Raw genomic sequence first — 15,953 nt, 5'->3', positions numbered from 1 at the left:
GGGCGCGGCGGGGGGGGGGGGGGGGGGGCCCCCCCCGCGCGCCCCCCGGGCGGGGGGGCGCCCCCCCCCCCCCCCCCCTCCCCGACCGGCGGCTACTCCCCGCCCCGGACCTGGGCCTCCGCCTCCGCCAGGAGCTCCGTCAGCCGGAGGCCGAACCGTACGTCGCAGGGGTGGGCCTCGCCCGTACGCACCGAGGCGATCAGCGCGTCCACGGCCGCCGCGAAGGCGTCCACCGCCCCGTCCCACCTCGGCAGCGCGGCGACACCGTGCTCGCCCCGGAGGACGACCTCCACCCCGGCGGCGGCCACCGGCGCGCCGAGGGTCAGGGTGACCGTGCTCGACGCCCCCGAGGTGTGGCGCAGGACGAGGTGGTGGGCGTCGGAGGGGCCCCGGACGGCGGTCAGTCCGGTGACGTCGCCGAGGACCGGGAGCAGGACCGAGAGGGCGTGCGGGCCGACGTCCCAGAGGCCGCCCCGCTCCCGGCGCCAGGGGGACGCGGCGTAGTCGCTGTCGGTGCCGGGGGCCCAGAGCGCGGCGATCCACTCGGCGCGGGCGGTGAACCAGTCGCCCGTGGCGGCCTGTTCGGCGATCCAGGCGGCGGGCCGCGGGGCGAACCTGAGCGTGCAGAACACGACGGAGGCGACCCGGGCCCGCTCGGCGGCCTCGGCGACCTCGCGGGCACCGGCGACCGTGGTGGCGACCGGCTTGTCCAGGATCAGGTGGCAGCCGGCCTCGGCGGCACGGGCGGCCAGCGGGGCCTGCACGTCGGGCGGCAGCGCGAAGGCGACGGCGTCGCTGGCGGCGAACAGCTCGTCGAGCCCCGCGTCACCGGAGTAGGCCGGCGCGCCGTGCGCGGCGGCCAGCTCCCCGGCGGCCTCGGCCCGGCGGCCCCACACACCGCTGAGCACGACGCCGGGGTGTGCGGCGAGGGCGGGGGCCTGGGTGTTGCGGGCCCAGGGTCCGGTGCCGGCCAGGCCGACGCGCAGGGGGGTCTCGGTTGTCGTCATGGGTCCAGTGTGCCGGGTGGGGGCGGCAGGGGCCGGGGGCCCGGGGCGCGCAATGCGGTGGCGTCGCCCGCGCCCGGGCGGTTACGTTGGCCGGGCCGGCCGCGGGACTCCGGTGCGACTTCCGGGACTTGCCTCTGAAGCAATCATTTCGCTGCTCGCCCCTCCATTCCCCGGCCGGCTTCCGCACGCGCGAACCGCCGTGCGGGACACCACGGGGGACCCATCATGACGACCGCCGCAACCGGCACCGAGACCCAGGCAGGCCTCGTCGCCGCCGAGGACGTGCTCCTCTTCGTCAACGCCGCGATCACCGCGACCGGACAGCGCGAATTCCGCTCCCGGGCCCACCGGCAGCGGCTCTCGCTCGGCTTCCTGCACGCGTACGTACGGATCAACTACCGCCGGTTGTACGCGGCTTCGCTGGCCCTGGACATCAACGACCACAACGCCGTGCGGATCGTGCGCGGGCTGCTGGAGTACGCGGCCGACGCGTCGCCCGAGGAGAAGCGCACCGAGGGGCGGCTGATCGCGGCCCGGCTGGCGGGGCTTCCGCCGCAGCGGGTGTACCGGCTGTTCCGGGAGCTGCGCGCGGCGAAGGTGAACAACCGGCGGACCCGGGCGATCATGCGGGACTGGCTGGCCGCCCGGCCGGACGCGGCGCACGACGCGGTGAAGTACCGGGCCGGGCTGAAGGCCGCCGTCCGCCACGCCCATCTGCGGCTCGACGGGCCGGGCGGGGAGCTGGGCGCGTTCCTGTTCCGGCCGGGCGGGCTGCCGCGCTACGAGCACCGGCTGCTGGACGCCTGGCGCCGCGCGCACTACGAACAGCGCGCGGTCGGCGAGCTGCCGTTCACCGTCGCGGAGGGCTTCGCGGCCCGGCACGGGATGGAGCGCGAGGCGTTCGTGGAGCGCATGGTGCCCCGGATGACGCGGCTCGAGCGGCTGCGCGCCCAGGGGCAGCGGCCGGCCGCCCCGGGCGGGCTGCCGGACGTCGATCTGACGGTGATGCCGCTGACCCGGCTCGCCCTGTACGTCCTGTCGCTGGACCGGGACGCGCGGGTGCGGCACCGGGGGGAGCTGACCTCCGCCCTGCGCGCCGCGGCCCGGCGCGCGGCCGGGCCGCACGCGGGGAGCTGGGGGCGGGTGGCCGCCGTGCTGGACGACAGCTACTCGTCGTCGGGTTCGGGCGAGAAGCGGCGGCGTCCGCTCGCCGTGGCGCTGGCCTGCCACCATCTGCTGGAGGCGCTCGCCGGGCCCGGCGCGTACACCCCGCTGTGGACCACCGGGACCGGCGACCCGCTGCTCGTACGCCCGTGGGGGCCGACCCCGCTCGGCACCCGGATCATCGACGCCCTGGAGCACGGCCCGGAGCGGCTGGTCATCGTCTCGGACGGCTGGGACAACGCGCCGCCGGGGCTGGCGGGAGAGGTGCTGCGGGTGTGGCGGACGAGGCTCGACCCGGACCGGCGGACGGCGGTGGTGCATGTGAACCCCGTATACGACGCGGACGGGTTCGACGTGCGGCGGCTGTCGGCCCGCGTGCCGACGGCCGGCATCCGGGACGCGGAGGACCTGCCGGCGCTGGTGGAGCTGGCGCGGTTCTCCGAGGGGCGCACGGGGGCCGCCGAGCTGTACGCGTATCTGGACCGGCGGGTCGCCCGGTTCACGGCGGCGGGCGGGGCGGGAGGGCCGCGGTGAACAGGCTGGAGCTGTCCGGGCTCGCCGTCCGGCCGTCGCAGGTGTGGGGCGGCATCCGGCTGGTGCCGCTGGTGCGCGAGAGCCCCGTGGAGGGGCTGCGGCTGCACCGGGAGGTGTACGGCGGTCTCGGCGCGGGGGCGGTGGAGGTGGGTCCGCGTACCCACTACACCTCCTACGTCCCGCACGGTTTCGTCGCCGACTGGTCCGGGGAAGGGGTGCGGAGCGCCGCGTACGGGACGCAGCTCGGCGCGGACGGCGGGGTGCCCGCCCGGACCGTACGGCTGCCGCGTCACCGCCATCACCGGCTCGCCAAGCGGCGGCCCGGGGACCGGCTGCGGTTCCTGCCGCTGCACCTGGCGCTGGAGGGCTATCTCGCGCTGCACTTCGGGGGCCCGTCGACGGCCTGGGAGGAGTGGTCGCGGCAGGCGCTGCGGGACGGGCTCTCGCCGCGCGCCGAGGACGCGTACCTCGGCCGGTCGGTGCGCGGGCTGGAGGACGCGCTGCGGGCGTTCGAGATCCACCCGGGCCAGTGCGGGGTGCTGGTGTACGCGGCCGACGCCCTGGCCGCCGCGTTCGTCGTGCCGCACCCGGACGACTACCGGCTCCTGCACCCGACGCTGGTGGAGGACCTGTACGGGGAGCTGGTGCACCAGTACGCGTGGTACGGGGCGCCGGTGCCGGAGTTCGGGGCGCGCATCGCGGACGGGCCGCACCTGCGGTCGCTGGACGCGCTGCGGGCGGCGGCGCGGGAGCAGGAGCGGGCGTGGGCCGAGGCGCACGGGACGCTGTTCGCGCGCGAGCTGCTGGACGGCTCGTACGGCTTCGACCCGGTGTACCGGATGGGGGCGTTCACGCTGTGGCGGTTCCTGCCGCCCTTCGTACGCGACGGCGGCGGGCAGCACATCGGCGAGACGGTCACCGACCACAAGGGCCGGGTGGCGTACCTGAAGACGTTCCGCCTGTCCGACGCGCAGATCCGCCGGGGCCATCTGCTGCACCGGCTGGCCGGCGCGGACTGGCGGCTTCCGAGGGCCGCGCGGGCGCTGGGGACGAGCGAGGCGGAGCTGCGGCGCCGGATCAGGAGCGCGGGTTTCGAGGCGCTGCTGAGGGACCGGAACGACTGAGGAGGCCCCCGGAAACCTCGGTAACACGGGGTTCACACGAGGGCAATGGCCGGGAAATCGCGGATTGCGAAGCTGCGGCGCATAAACCGCAGCACCCGCAAAGGATGGCTTCCGTGACGTTCAAGGCTGAGTACATCTGGATCGACGGCACCGAGCCGACCGCCAAGCTCCGCTCCAAGACGAAGATCATGTCCGGCAGCCCGTCGTCCGACGCGGCCTCGCTGCCGGTCTGGGGCTTCGACGGGTCCAGCACCAACCAGGCCGAGGGCCACGCGTCGGACCGGGTGCTGAAGCCGGTCTTCAGCTGCCCGGACCCGATCCGCGGCGGCGACGACATCCTGGTCCTGTGCGAGGTCCTCGACATCGACATGACCCCGCACGCGTCGAACACGCGGGCGCTGCTGCGTCCGGTCGCCGAGCGGTTCGCCGGGCAGGAGGCGGTCTTCGGCATCGAGCAGGAGTACACCTTCTTCGACGGCCACCGGCCGCTCGGCTTCCCGGAGGGCGGCTTCCCGGCCGCGCAGGGCGGTTACTACTGCGGCGTCGGCTCGGACGAGATCTTCGGCCGGGAGATCGTGGAGAAGCACCTCGACAACTGCCTGAAGGCGGGTCTGGGGATCTCCGGCATCAACGCCGAGGTCATGCCGGGCCAGTGGGAGTTCCAGGTGGGCCCGCTGTCCCCGCTGGAGGTCTCCGACCAGCTGTGGATCGCCCGCTGGCTGCTCTACCGCACCGCCGAGGACTTCAACGTCTCCGCGACCCTCGACCCGAAGCCGGTCAAGGGCGACTGGAACGGCGCGGGCGCGCACACCAACTTCTCCACGAAGGCGATGCGCGAGGGCTACGACGCGATCATCACGGCCTGCGAGGCGCTGGGCGAGGGCTCGAAGCCGATGGACCACGTCAAGAACTACGGCGCGGGCATCGACGACCGGCTGACCGGTCTGCACGAGACCGCCCCGTGGAACGAGTACAGCTACGGCGTGTCCGACCGCGGCGCTTCGGTGCGCATCCCGTGGCAGGTCGAGCAGGACGGCAAGGGCTACATCGAGGACCGCCGCCCGAACGCCAACGTCGACCCGTACGTCGTCACGCGGCTGATCGTGGACACCTGCTGCACGGCCCTGGAGAAGGCCGGTCAGGTCTGATCCGGTCCGCCGGGCATTGCCGGGGAGCCCGCCGCACACGCGGTGGGCTCCCTTCGCTGTCGGTGCCGTGTGCCAGGGTGGGCGCATGCTCAGCGTCAAGGTCGAGACCGAGAACCAGCAGACCCACACCCGTGTTTCCGCCCAGCGGCTCGGAGACCTCGTGCACCGCATCGGCGCGCGCGGGGACAACTTCCTGGTCGTCCAGCGGATACCGGACATCCCCGGCACCTTCATCCAGGTGTGGCACGAGACGGGCGGGGACTACGAGCTGGAGCACCGTTCGGGCACGGCGGCGAGCCATGTCCGGATCGTCGTGGACGACCCCGACCGGGTGATCGCGCTGATGACGCGGTGGGCGCGCGAGGAGCCCGGCTGGGACGCGGGGACCAGGTGGGAGAGCGCCGGGATTCCGGAGCCGGAGCCCGTGCCGGAGCTCCCGGAGGAGGTCCGGCAGCAGTTGGAGCCGCGGGTCCGGGAGCTGCTGCGCCGCGGTTACGGGACCGTGCGGACGCTCACCGAGACGGCCGAGGACCACCTCGTGAAGGACGGGGTGCGCCCGGTCTCCCGGGCCCAGGCACGGGAGTTGGTGGAGCGGCTGTGGCTGGAGCGGGTCGGGGAGCAGCGGGGCTGGGCGGATGTGACGGACCCGGACCGGCTGGAGCAGGCCTTCGCCCGGCTGGACCGGGGCGGCATCACGGCCCGGGAGCACTTCACGTGCTGCCGCTCGTGCGGGATGAGCGAGATAGGGGCGGCCGGGCGCGAGGATGCCCGGGGCTTCGTCTTCTTCCACGGCCAGGGCACGGAAAGCGCTGCGGCCGGGCACGGTCTCGCGCTGTACTACGGCGGGTTCGACGGCTCCGCGGAGACGACCGCCGCGGTGGGCCGGGAGGTGGTGGCCGCGCTGGGCGAGGCCGGGCTGACGGTGGAGTGGGACGGTTCGCCGGACCGGGCGATCGAGCTGACCGGGCTCGACTGGCGCAAGCGGCTGGTGGGTTGAGGGCCGGCGGGCCAGGGGCTGTCGCCTTGCTCACTCGTCGCGCGAAGGGGCGCGCCGTCACCCGTTCTCTGCTTCAATGGGGGCATGGCCAGCTTCCCGCACACCTCGACCGGTCGCAGCGACCTCGAGCCGTTCTGGCCCTCCCGTCAGCACCACGACTTCGACCGGGTGTGTTGCCGCGCGCTGAACGCGCCGGCCCGCTGAAGCCCTCACCCGGCCCCCGGTCCGCGCGCACGCGGCAAGTCCGTCCACCGACGACTCCCTCGCGCGAAAGAGCTGACCCCTCATGGCGAACACCCGTACCTTCTCCGCTGCCGCTGCGACCTCCCCGGCCCGCCCCGCCTCCCCCCGCCGGCACCGGCTGCGCGCCGTCGCCCCCGACGACGTCGTCCAGCAGGCCGACGTCTCGGCGCTCCTGACGCCGGGTGCGACCTGGCTGCCCGCACCCCAGCACACCGTGCCCAGCCTGCCGGGCCGCCCGCCGATGGTGGGCTACCTGGTGCTCGTGCCCGCCGACCAGCAGCCGGCCTTCGCCGCCGCCGCCGCGCGGTACGCGGTGCCGGCGGAGGCCGGGCCTGAGGCGGCCGGCCCGGTGACCATCGACCCCGTACAGCGCTCCGCCTCCGTGAACGGGCGGGCGCTGGACCTCACTTACCTGGAATTCGAGCTCCTGGCCCACCTGGTGGCCCATCCCCACCGCGTCCACACCCGCGACCAGCTGGTGACCACGGTCTGGGGGTACGGGCACGTGGGCGACGGCCGTACCGTCGACGTCCACATCGCCCGGCTGCGCCGCAAGCTGGGCGCCGAGCACCGCCGCGCGATCCAGACCGTGCGCCGGGTCGGGTACAAGTACACGCCCTGACACCCGGCCGACAGGGGCGGGCCCCGGTTCCGGCAGACGCTGCCGGATGCGGGGCCCGCCCTCGTACGCCCTGCTCAGCGCGGTCCCGGAGCGACCGGGGCCGGTGCGGGCGCGGGGTCCGCGGGCTCGCCGTGGTCCAGGACCGGCAGTCGGCCCAGGCCGCGCGGGGTGCGCCAGTTGCGCTCGCCGAGCAGCGCCATCACGGAGGGCAGCAGCACCATGCGTACGAGCGTGGCGTCCAGCAGGACCGCGACCGCGAGGCCGACGCCCATCTGCTGCATGTCCTGCATGGACAGGGTCGCGAAGACCGAGAACACCGCCACCATGATCACGGCCGCCCCGGTCACCGCGCCGGCCGTGCGGCGGATGCCCTCGTCGATCGCGGCCCTGTTGCCGATCCCCCGGCCGTGCGCCTCGCGGATGCGGGAGACCACGAAGACGTGGTAGTCCATCGACAGGCCGAACAGGACGACGAGGACGAAGAGCGGCATCCAGGACTCGACCGCGCCGACGCCCTCCGTGCCGATGAGCCCGGCACCCCAGCCGTGCTGGAAGACCGCGGTCATCACCCCGTACGCGGCGGCCACGGAGAGCAGGTTGAGGGCGATGGACGTCACGGCGATCACGTACGACCGGAAGCAGAACAGCATCAGCAGGAACGTCACGGCGGTGATGAAGAGGAAGACCGGGGCGATGCCGCGCTTGAGCTGGTCGTTGAAGTCGACGGACCCGGCCACCTCACCGGTGACGTAGGCGCGGGCGCCGGTGGAGCCGAAGGCGTCGGGCAGGCGGTCCTCGCGCAGGGCGGTGAGGTCCTTCTCGCCGCCGGGCAGCGGGACCTCGAACTCGGCGATGTTCCGCGCCCGGTGCACGGTGACGTGGTCGAAGCCGGCGAGGGCCTCGCGCACGGCCGGGGCGGTGATGTCGTCGGCCTCCACGACGACCTGGGCCGGGGCGGGGCCGCCCGGGAAGGTCTCGCTGATGTGGCGGTGGGCGACGGAGAGCGTGGAGTCGGAGCCGAACTGCTTCTCCAGGCCCAGGGATTCGGTCTTCATGCCGATCGCAGGCGCGGCGAGCACCAGCAGCACGGCGACGGACGCGGCGGCGAAGAGCTTGGGGCGGTCGAGAACGGGGCGCAGCACCCGCCCGGCGACACGGCCGCTCTCCCCCTTCCCCCGCTTGCCGCGCCGGTTCAGCAGCGGCACCCGGCCGGCGTCGACGCGGTCGCCGAGCCAGGAGAGCAGGGCGGGCAGCACGGTGACGGAGCCGAGCACGGCGATGCACACGACGGTGATGGTGGCGAGGGCGAAGCCCTTGAAGAGCATCAGCCCGGACAGGAACATGCCCGCCATGGCGACCATCACGGTGAGCCCGGAGACCAGGACGGCCCGGCCGCTGGTGGCGGCGGCGATGCGCAGGGCGGTGCCGGCGTCGCGTCCGGCGGCCCGCTCGTCGCGTTCGCGGCGCAGATAGAACAGGCAGTAGTCGACGCCGACGGCGAAGCCCATCAGGAACATCACGGAGTACGTGGTCTGGAACAGGTGGAGCTGGTGGCTGGCGAGCGAGAGCAGGCCGAAGGCGGCCATGCACGCGGTCAGCGCGAGCCCGACGGGCAGCAGGGCGGCGACGACGGCGCCGAAGGCGACCAGCAGGATGCCGAGGGCCAGCGGTACGGCGGTGAACTCGGCCTTCTTGAAGTCGTCCGCGAGCAGGTCGCCGAGCCACTTGCCGGCGCTGGCGTCCCCGAACTGGCGCACGGTGACGTCGGGTTGCTCCGCCTCCACCCCGGCGACGGCGTCCAGCACGGGCTGCACCCGGTCGGGGGCGGTGTCCGGGTCGCCCTTCATCTCGAAGGTGATCAGCGCGTCCTTGCGGTCCTTCGACACGACGGGGTCCGCGAGGCCGATGACCTCTTCGGTGTCCCGGATGGCGGCGGTCAGCTCGCGGGCGGCGGTGCGCCAGCCGTCCGGCTCGGCCGAGGACACCATGACGAGTTCGCCGGCCCGGTGGCCGAGCCCGGCGTCGGAGAGGATCTGCTCGGCGCGGGCCGAGTCGCCCGCGCCGTTCTCGGCGTCGGTCATCTCGACCATGCCCGAGGCACCGCCGATGCCCGCGGCGAGTACGACGAAGAGCAGCCAGCCGAGAATGGCCGTCTTGCGGTGGTGCGCGCTCCACACACCCATGCGTGCCGCGAGGTTACGCCTCATGGCGGGTTCGCCCCCTGTTGGTGGAAGTCCGACGATGCCCCTCGAATCTAGGAACGCCGGGCCGGCCGCCCCAGCCGGTGAAACCCCCGGTCGGACGGCACGTAGGGCGAGGAGCGGAGGGTGGTGCTGGATACACCCCCACCGGGTGGGAAACCGGCTGCCGGACGCGGGGTGCGCCGGGTCAGACTGTCTGCGACACGGGGCCGGCACGAGGACCCGGCGAGGGGAAGAGGGACCGGGATGGACGCGGAACGGGGACGGATCGGGTCGGCGCTGCTGGCCGCGTGGCGCGGGCTGGTGGTGTCGGTCCCGGCCCTCGCGGGTTCGTGCACGCTGTTCTCGCTGGCGCTGATCTCCATCGCCACGATCCCGCTGGGCGTCGGCCTGGTGACCACGCCGTACATCCTGGAGGCGGTCCGCAAGCACGCCAACCAGCGCAGGCTGCTCGCGATCACCTGGTCGGACGTGCGCATCCCGGTCCCGTACCGGCCGTTCCCGAAGGATCTGCGGAGCGGGTTCACCGGGCAGGTCGAGCGGACCACGCTGATGCTGAAGGACCCGGCGACCTGGCGGGACATCCGGTGGATGCTGGTCGACATGACGGCCGGCTACACGGTGGCGATCCTGGCCGCGGCGCTGCTGCTCTACCCGGTGGAGGGGTTCGTCCTGGCGGCGGGGCTGTGGCGGGTCTTCACGGACGACCGGTACTGGTACGCGTTCGTCCCGGTCGACAGCCAGGCGACGGGGCTGATGGCCGCCGCGCTCGGCGTGGCGATCTTCGCGGCCGGGGTGCTGCTGAGCGAGCGGCTGCTGCGGGCGCACTTCGTGCTCGCCCGGTCGGTGCTCGCCCCCACCCAGGAGCAGGAACTCGCCCGGCGCATCGACCGGTTGACCGAGACCCGGCACGAGGCGGTGGACACGGCCGCCTCCGAGCTGCGGCGCATCGAGCGCGATCTGCACGACGGGGCGCAGGCCCGGCTGGTCGCGATGGGGATGAACCTCGGCACCGTCGAGGCGCTGATCGAGAAGGACCCGGCGCAGGCGAAGCGGCTCCTGGCGATGGCCCGGGAGTCCTCGGCCGAGGCGCTGACGGAGCTGCGCGACCTGGTCCGGGGCATCCATCCGCCGGTGCTCGCGGAGCGCGGGCTCGGGGACGCGGTGAAGGCGCTGGCGCTGCGGCTGCCGGTCCCGTGCGACGTGGACGTGGAGCTGGGCGGCCGGGCGGAGGCGCCGGTGGAGTCGGCGGCGTACTTCGCGATCAGCGAGGCGCTGACGAACGCGGCGAAGCACTCGGGGGCCGAGCGGATCTGGGTGGACCTGCGGCACAGTGACGGGGCGCTCAGGTTCTCGGTCACGGACGACGGAAGGGGCGGTGCCTCGGTGGGCGCGGGCTCGGGGCTGAGCGGAATCGAACGGCGGCTCGGTACATTCGACGGCATCATGGCCGTCAGCAGCCCCGCGGGCGGCCCCACCATGGTGACCATGGAGATCCCTTGCGAGTTGTCCTAGCCGAAGATCTCTTCCTGCTGCGCGACGGCCTGGTGCGCATGCTGGAGGCGTACGACTTCGAGATCGCGGCCGCCGTCGAGACCGGGCCCGAACTCACCAAGGCCCTCGCCGAGCTGGAGCCGGACGTCGCCGTCGTCGACGTCCGGCTCCCGCCGTCCCACACGGACGAGGGCCTGCAGTGCGCGCTGGCGGCCCGGCGGGCGCGGCCCGGGCTGCCCGTCCTCGTGCTCTCCCAGCACGTGGAGCAGTTGTACGCGCGCGAGCTGCTGGCGGACGGCAACGGCGGGATCGGTTATCTGCTCAAGGACCGGGTGTTCGACGCGGACCAGTTCATCGACGCGGTCCGCCGGGTCGCGGCGGGCGGTACGGCGATGGACCCGCAGGTCATCTCGCAGCTGCTGACCCGGCGTTCGCAGGACAAGCCGATGGGCGGTCTGACACCGCGCGAGCGGGAGGTCATGGAGCTGATGGCCCAGGGCCGGTCGAACGCGGCGATCGCCACGCAGATGGTGATCACCGAGCGGGCGGTGGCCAAGCACACCTCGAACATCTTCGGGAAGCTGGGCCTGCCGCCGTCCGACGACGACAACCGTCGCGTGCTGGCCGTTCTGGCGTATCTGGACCGGGGGTAGGGGCTGCCGTCCGGATCGGCTGCCTCCTGCTGCCGCCCTCGCCGAGCCGCTGCCGCCGGGTGTGCGCCGCCCACGCCCTCGCCCAGCGCTCCTGGCGGGGCCCGGACCGGAGATCCGGTGCGGCCGGCCGGGCCGGACCCACCGGTCGGTACGCTGGGGACATGACGACCGGGGTGCGGCGCAGGATGGGCGTCGAGGAGCGCAGGGAGCAGCTGATCGGCGTCGCGCTGGAGCTGTTCAGCCACCGGGCCCCGGACGAGGTGTCGATCGATGAGATCGCCTCGGCCGCCGGGATCTCGCGACCCCTGGTCTACCACTACTTCCCGGGCAAACAGAGCCTGTACGAGGCGGCGTTGCGGCGGGCGGCGGACGAGCTGGCGACCAGGTTCCTGGAGCCGCGCGAAGGACCGCTCGGCGCCCGGCTGCTGCGGGTGATGGGGCGGTTCTTCGACTTCGTGGAGGAGCACGGGCCCGGGTTCGCCGCGCTGATGCGGGGCGGTCCCGCGGTGGGCTCGTCCACGGCGAACGCCATGATCGACGGGGTCCGCCAGGCCGCCTGCGAAGAGATCCTGGCCCATCTGGACATCGGAGAGCCCCCGGCCCGGCTGGAGTTGGTCGTACGGTCCTGGGTGTCGCTCGCCGAGTCGACGGCGCTGCTCTGGCTGGACGGGCGGCGGGTGCCCCGGACGGAGCTGGAGTTGCAGCTCGTGCACGACTTCGCCGCGCTGGCCGCCGTGAGCGCCGCGTACGACGAGGAGATGGCGGGGATCGTGCTGCGGGTGCTGGCGCAGGAGCCGGTGGACGGGCCGTTCGGGGAGCTGCTGGCCCGGCTCTCCGCGCTCGCGCCCGCCGTGCCGGCGGTGCCCGCGCAGCGGCTGCCGTAACGGGCGGCACGCGAGGGGTCGCGCGCCGCCACCCGGGGGTCAGGGCCGTACGGACACGAACGGCTGGGGCTCCGCGCCCTCGGCGGTCGAGGTGCCGACCACCGTGAGCCCCGCCCGGCCTCCGGTCACCGCGCTCGCGACGTTCTCCGCGGGACCCGTCGCCGCGGGCTGCGGGAGTCCGAGGTCCTTCCAGTGGCTGCGGCCCGTCGGCTGCCACGCCCACGCCAGCGCGTCGCGCCGCTCGCCGAGGGTCTGGCCGACGACGGCGATCCCGCCTCCGGAGCGTGCGGTGAGGCCGAAGAGCCGCGCGGGCACGTCCGGCACGGCGAGCTCGTGCCAGCCGGTCGCGTCGTGGCGGGCGACCAGGGCGCGCGTCGACCCGTCCTCGGGCGACCAGTCCTCGCCGACCACCCACACCGCGCCGTCCTCGGCCACGGCGAGCTTCTGGGCCTGGCCGGGGGTGTCCGTGACGCCGGGGGCGTCCACCCGCTGCCAGGAGGAGCCGTCGTAGTGCAGCAGCAGCGGGCTGCCGCTGTCGCCGTCGTAGCCCGCCGCCCAGACGTCGTCGTCGGCGACCGCCCGGACGCCGTTCAGGTACCAGTAGTCGCCGGGCAGTTCGGGCAGCGGCACGTCACGCCAGGCCGTCCCGTCGAAGTGGCGGACGATGCCGGCGTTCCGGTACTGGATGTTCCAGGTCCCCTTCGCCTCGTTCCAGGTGCGGGATACCTCGATCTGCGCGGTACCGGCGGCCCAGGCGCCTCCCTGCCTGGCGTCCACGTCCAGCAGGGAGCCGGCCGCCGACTTCTCCGGCAGCTCCACCGGCACGACCTGCCAGCTCCCGCCGTCGAAGTGCTGGGTGTAGACCCGCCCGTCGAGGGCGGCGGAGTCGTCGCCGACGAGCCACACGTCACGGCCGCCGTTCGCGTCCATGGCGTTGACGCGGCTGCTGACGTCCCCGGCGGCGGTGGTCGCCGAGGGCACGGGCGTCCACGCCGCCCCGGGCTCGGCGCGTTCGGCGACGACGGGCTGGAAGCGGGTCACCTTGCCCTCGTCGCGGATGGTGAACCCGGCCGCCCAGGTCCTCCCCCGCCCCATGCTGGCGATGTCGAGGAGCGTGGCGTCGCTGTACGGGGCCGCCTCGACCGCCCAGGCGCGTGCGGCCCCGTCCAGCGCGGAGGCGGGCACGGGCGCGGACAGGGCGACGGTCAGGGCGGCCGTGGCCACGGCGGCGTGGAGCAGTGTGCGGCGGCTGTACTTCAGCACGGGGTGGTTCCTTCCGAAGACGGTCTCACCCGGTAAGTGCCGTGGCGCGCCGTCCGGGTTGCACCCGGGCCGGGTCAGACCTTGCGGTAGGAGGGGTCCAGGTCCCGGACCTCCGCCGAGAGGTGCGGAGTCAGACCGGTGACGGTGCCGACGTGGTCGCGCAGGAGCTCCAGGACGGCCTCGGTGAGCCGGGCCTTGGTCTGCGGGGTGCGGCCGGGCAGCAGCGAGATGTCCACGTGCACGAGCGCGTCGCCGGCCGGCGCGTCCCCGACCACGGTCTCCTCGGCCCGGCGGAACCGGGTCTTGCAGGCGGCGGTCTTGGTGTCGACGGTCGCGGCGACGACCGGGTGCAGCGCGAGGGCGAACGCGGGGCGGTCGAAGGCTCCGGCGAGCTCGGCGGAGTAGTCGACGGTGATCTGCGGCATGACGGCCTCCGGGGCGGTCGGGCGGGGACGGACGCCGCCCAGCCTCCCCGGACCGGCGCGGGTCGCACAACAGGTGTCCGCCAGGCAGACGGGGGTGTGACGTCCGGGCCTGAGGGGTGCCCCGTCAGGTGAGCAGTTCGCCGTGCAGCGCCAGCGCGAGGCCCGCCTCCGCGCTGTCGGCCCGGCCCTGTTCGAACGCCCGCCGGTACGCCGCGTCGCCGACCGCCTCCCGGGCGCGCCGCTCGCAGGTCTCGCGCACCGGTCCCAGCTCGGGGGTGCCGCGCTGGGGGTGGCCGACCATGCGCCAGTAGACCTGTCCGGTGCCGTAGACGCGGGCGGCCCTGGCCCCCTCGCCCTGGGCGGCGATGGCGGCGGCCAGGACGTCCAGGCCGAGCGCGATGCCGAAGCGGTCGCGGAGCCGGTGCTTGCCGGTGAGCATGGCCCGGGCGTGCGCGGCGGCGGGGGCGGCGCGGCCCTGCAGCAGGGCGATCAGGGCGAGTTGGTAGTCCACGTAGGACCGGGTCCAGCACTCGTCCTGGGCGTCGCAGGCCGCCCGCAGCACGACGGCGGCCGAGGCGGCCTCCTCCAGCCGGCCGAGGCCGGTGAGGGCGAAGACGGTGATGAGGTGGCAGCGCAGCCGGTAGGCCGCTTCGAGCCGGGTGCCGGACGCGGTGGTCCGCAGCACCCGGCGCGACTCGCGCAGGCCCTTCTCGGGTTCGCCGGTCATCAGGTGGGTGAGCCCGCGCAGATAGGCGGCGGCGAGGATGCCCTCGTCGGTGCCGTCGGCGGCGGCCTCGCGGACGCACTCGCGGCCGATGCGCTCGGCGGCCGGGTAGTCGCCCTGGAGCAGGACGCAGATGCCGAGCACCCACAGCGCCCGGGTGCGGTGGGGGCCGCTGCCCGGTCCGGTGTCCAGGGCGCGCTGGGCGTACCCCCGGGTCTGCGGAAGGTGGCCGCAGCAGCACCAGAAGAAGCCGATCCGGCCGGCCATCTCCTGGGCGGCGGCGGGGTCGTGGTCGAGGAGGTGGTCGAGCGCGGCGCACAGGTCGGCGTGCGCGTCGGCGATGCGGTGGTACCAGAGGATCTGGTCGTCGCCGGTCCAGCCGGCGTGGGCGTTGCGGGCGAGGCTCAGGAAGCAGGCGGCGTGCCGGTCGGCGGCGGCCCGGTCCTCGCCGAGCTCCGCGAGCCACATCCGGCCGTACTCGCGCAGGGTGTCGAGCATGCGGTGGCGGGTGCCCTCGCGGGTGACGACGGACTTGGCGGCCAGGCCGCGCAGGGCGGCGCGGACGCCGTCCTCGGTGAGGGGGCCACCGGTGCAGACGGTGACGGCGGTGTCCTCGTCGAAGTCGCCGCGCAGCACGGTGAGCCGGGCCCACAGCAGCCGTTCGAGCGGGGTGCACAGCTCGTGGGACCAGCCGATGGTGGTGCGCAGGGTGCGGTGGCGGACCGGACGCAGGGAGGCGTCGGCGAAGGTGTCGAGCCGGGTGGCGAGGCGCTGGGCGATCTCCTGGACGCTCTGCCGGCCGACCGCCGCGGCGGCGAGTTCGATGGCGAGCGGGATGCCGTCGAGGCGGCGGCAGATGTCGGCGGCGGCCTCGGCGGTGCCGGGTTCCCGGAACGGGGTGGCGGGGGCGGCGGCGGTGGCGCGTTCCCGGAAGAGGGTGAGGGCGTCGGCGGCGCCGTCGACGGACAGCGGGTCGACCTCCACGACCTGTTCGCCCCGCAGGTCCAGGGGCTGGCGGCTGGTGGCGAGGACGGTGAGCCCGGGCGAGGTGGTCAGGATCTCGCCGAGGAGGTGGGCGCAGGCGGGGCGCAGGTGCTCGCAGGAGTCCAGGACGAGCAGGAGCTGTTTGTCGGCGAGCCATTCGCACAGCACGTCGATGGGCGGGCGCAGGGTGTGGTCGCTGAGGCCGACCGCGTCGGAGACGGTGGCGAGCAGGAGTTCGTCGTCGTGCAGCGGGGCGAGGTCGGCCCACCGGACTCCGTCGCGGTAGCCGGGGGCGGCGCGGCGGGCGGCGCGGAGGGCGAGCCGGGTCTTGCCGACGCCCCCGGTGCCGGTGAGGGTGGTCAGCCGGCCGGTGGCGAGGGCGTGTTCGAGCCCGGTGAGCTCGGCCGCCCGTCCGACAAAGCTGGTGGTCTCCTCGGGGAGGTTGCTGGCCATCGTCACCGTCGCTGCACAGGTGGAGTGAAAGGC

Annotated in this window: 13 protein-coding genes; 8 read left to right on the top strand and 5 right to left on the bottom strand. The window is 74.5% G+C overall.

Annotated elements, in window-relative coordinates:
* Positions 1-92 precede the first annotated feature (92 nt).
* A complete protein-coding gene (locus tag FKN01_RS30155) occupies positions 93-1,007 on the bottom strand; it encodes a Gfo/Idh/MocA family protein (RefSeq protein WP_143625835.1) in 915 nt (304 codons plus the stop codon).
* Positions 1,008-1,232: 225 nt separating this feature from the next.
* On the opposite strand from FKN01_RS30155, the gene FKN01_RS30150 reads away from it, so the two are divergent.
* The 5 genes from FKN01_RS30150 (at position 1,233) to FKN01_RS30130 (ending at position 6,839) form a co-directional block, all read left to right on the top strand.
* A complete protein-coding gene (locus tag FKN01_RS30150; protein WP_143625834.1) occupies positions 1,233-2,705 on the top strand; it encodes a hypothetical protein in 1,473 nt (490 codons plus the stop codon).
* A complete protein-coding gene (locus FKN01_RS30145) occupies positions 2,702-3,829 on the top strand; it encodes an ARPP-2 domain-containing protein (protein ID WP_143625833.1) in 1,128 nt (375 codons plus the stop codon). Before FKN01_RS30150 ends, FKN01_RS30145 begins: the two co-directional genes overlap by 4 nt.
* A gap of 113 nt (positions 3,830-3,942) precedes the next feature.
* On the top strand, positions 3,943-4,977 hold the full coding sequence (glnII, locus tag FKN01_RS30140; RefSeq protein ID WP_143625832.1) for a glutamine synthetase: 1,035 nt from the start codon (positions 3,943-3,945) through the stop codon (positions 4,975-4,977).
* 85 nt (positions 4,978-5,062) lie between these two features.
* Positions 5,063-5,974, top strand: coding sequence for a DUF6891 domain-containing protein (locus tag FKN01_RS30135; protein ID WP_143625831.1), 912 nt, complete (start codon positions 5,063-5,065; stop codon positions 5,972-5,974).
* A 286-nt stretch (positions 5,975-6,260) separates the two neighbouring features.
* Positions 6,261-6,839 (top strand): winged helix-turn-helix domain-containing protein, encoded by a 579-nt coding sequence (locus tag FKN01_RS30130; RefSeq protein WP_143625830.1) that lies wholly within the window; start codon positions 6,261-6,263, stop codon positions 6,837-6,839.
* Positions 6,840-6,913: 74 nt separating this feature from the next.
* Here the strand turns inward: FKN01_RS30130 and FKN01_RS30125 are convergent, their stop codons facing one another.
* Complete coding sequence (locus FKN01_RS30125) at positions 6,914-9,046, bottom strand: MMPL family transporter (protein ID WP_185993050.1); 2,133 nt, start codon at positions 9,044-9,046, stop codon at positions 6,914-6,916.
* Positions 9,047-9,286: 240 nt separating this feature from the next.
* On the opposite strand from FKN01_RS30125, the gene FKN01_RS30120 reads away from it, so the two are divergent.
* From FKN01_RS30120 to FKN01_RS30110, 3 genes are all read left to right on the top strand, one after another.
* On the top strand, positions 9,287-10,555 hold the full coding sequence (locus FKN01_RS30120) for a sensor histidine kinase (protein WP_143625829.1): 1,269 nt from the start codon (positions 9,287-9,289) through the stop codon (positions 10,553-10,555).
* Complete coding sequence (locus tag FKN01_RS30115; RefSeq protein ID WP_143625828.1) at positions 10,540-11,187, top strand: response regulator transcription factor; 648 nt, start codon at positions 10,540-10,542, stop codon at positions 11,185-11,187. Before FKN01_RS30120 ends, FKN01_RS30115 begins: the two co-directional genes overlap by 16 nt.
* Before the next feature lie 161 nt (positions 11,188-11,348).
* Positions 11,349-12,071 carry a TetR/AcrR family transcriptional regulator gene (locus FKN01_RS30110; protein WP_143625827.1) on the top strand — a complete coding sequence of 241 codons (723 nt, stop codon included), beginning with the start codon at positions 11,349-11,351 and terminating at the stop codon, positions 12,069-12,071.
* A gap of 39 nt (positions 12,072-12,110) precedes the next feature.
* On the opposite strand, the gene FKN01_RS30105 is transcribed toward FKN01_RS30110, so the two are convergent.
* The 3 genes from FKN01_RS30105 to FKN01_RS30095 form a co-directional block, all read right to left on the bottom strand.
* Positions 12,111-13,334: a hypothetical protein gene (locus FKN01_RS30105; protein ID WP_143625826.1), complete on the bottom strand. Its 1,224-nt coding sequence runs from the start codon at positions 13,332-13,334 to the stop codon at positions 12,111-12,113.
* Positions 13,335-13,408: 74 nt separating this feature from the next.
* Entirely contained in the window at positions 13,409-13,759 is a 351-nt protein-coding gene (locus tag FKN01_RS30100) for a 5-carboxymethyl-2-hydroxymuconate Delta-isomerase (protein WP_143625825.1), read from the bottom strand.
* A gap of 124 nt (positions 13,760-13,883) precedes the next feature.
* Positions 13,884-15,920, bottom strand: coding sequence for a regulator (locus tag FKN01_RS30095; RefSeq protein ID WP_143625824.1), 2,037 nt, complete (start codon positions 15,918-15,920; stop codon positions 13,884-13,886).
* Between the last annotated feature and the right edge of the window lie 33 nt (positions 15,921-15,953).

Source organism: Streptomyces sp. 130 (genome assembly GCF_007096885.1).
GTDB lineage: Bacteria > Actinomycetota > Actinomycetes > Streptomycetales > Streptomycetaceae > Streptomyces.
The sequence above is the reverse complement of the archived record's forward strand: the minus strand, read 5'-3'. Positions and strand labels throughout refer to the sequence as shown.

What these genes read in the sequence shown, in the direction of transcription:
- FKN01_RS30120 (WP_143625829.1), top strand. Translation starts at nt 9,287, where the DNA reads ATGGACGCGGAACGGGGACGGATCGGGTCGGCGCTGCTGGCCGCGTGG.
- FKN01_RS30125 (WP_185993050.1), bottom strand. Translation starts at nt 9,046, where the DNA reads ATGAGGCGTAACCTCGCGGCACGCATGGGTGTGTGGAGCGCGCACCAC.
- FKN01_RS30110 (WP_143625827.1), top strand. Translation starts at nt 11,349, where the DNA reads ATGACGACCGGGGTGCGGCGCAGGATGGGCGTCGAGGAGCGCAGGGAG.
- FKN01_RS30130 (WP_143625830.1), top strand. Translation starts at nt 6,261, where the DNA reads ATGGCGAACACCCGTACCTTCTCCGCTGCCGCTGCGACCTCCCCGGCC.
- FKN01_RS30155 (WP_143625835.1), bottom strand. Translation starts at nt 1,007, where the DNA reads ATGACGACAACCGAGACCCCCCTGCGCGTCGGCCTGGCCGGCACCGGA.
- FKN01_RS30100 (WP_143625825.1), bottom strand. Translation starts at nt 13,759, where the DNA reads ATGCCGCAGATCACCGTCGACTACTCCGCCGAGCTCGCCGGAGCCTTC.
- FKN01_RS30150 (WP_143625834.1), top strand. Translation starts at nt 1,233, where the DNA reads ATGACGACCGCCGCAACCGGCACCGAGACCCAGGCAGGCCTCGTCGCC.
- FKN01_RS30095 (WP_143625824.1), bottom strand. Translation starts at nt 15,920, where the DNA reads ATGGCCAGCAACCTCCCCGAGGAGACCACCAGCTTTGTCGGACGGGCG.
- FKN01_RS30135 (WP_143625831.1), top strand. Translation starts at nt 5,063, where the DNA reads ATGCTCAGCGTCAAGGTCGAGACCGAGAACCAGCAGACCCACACCCGT.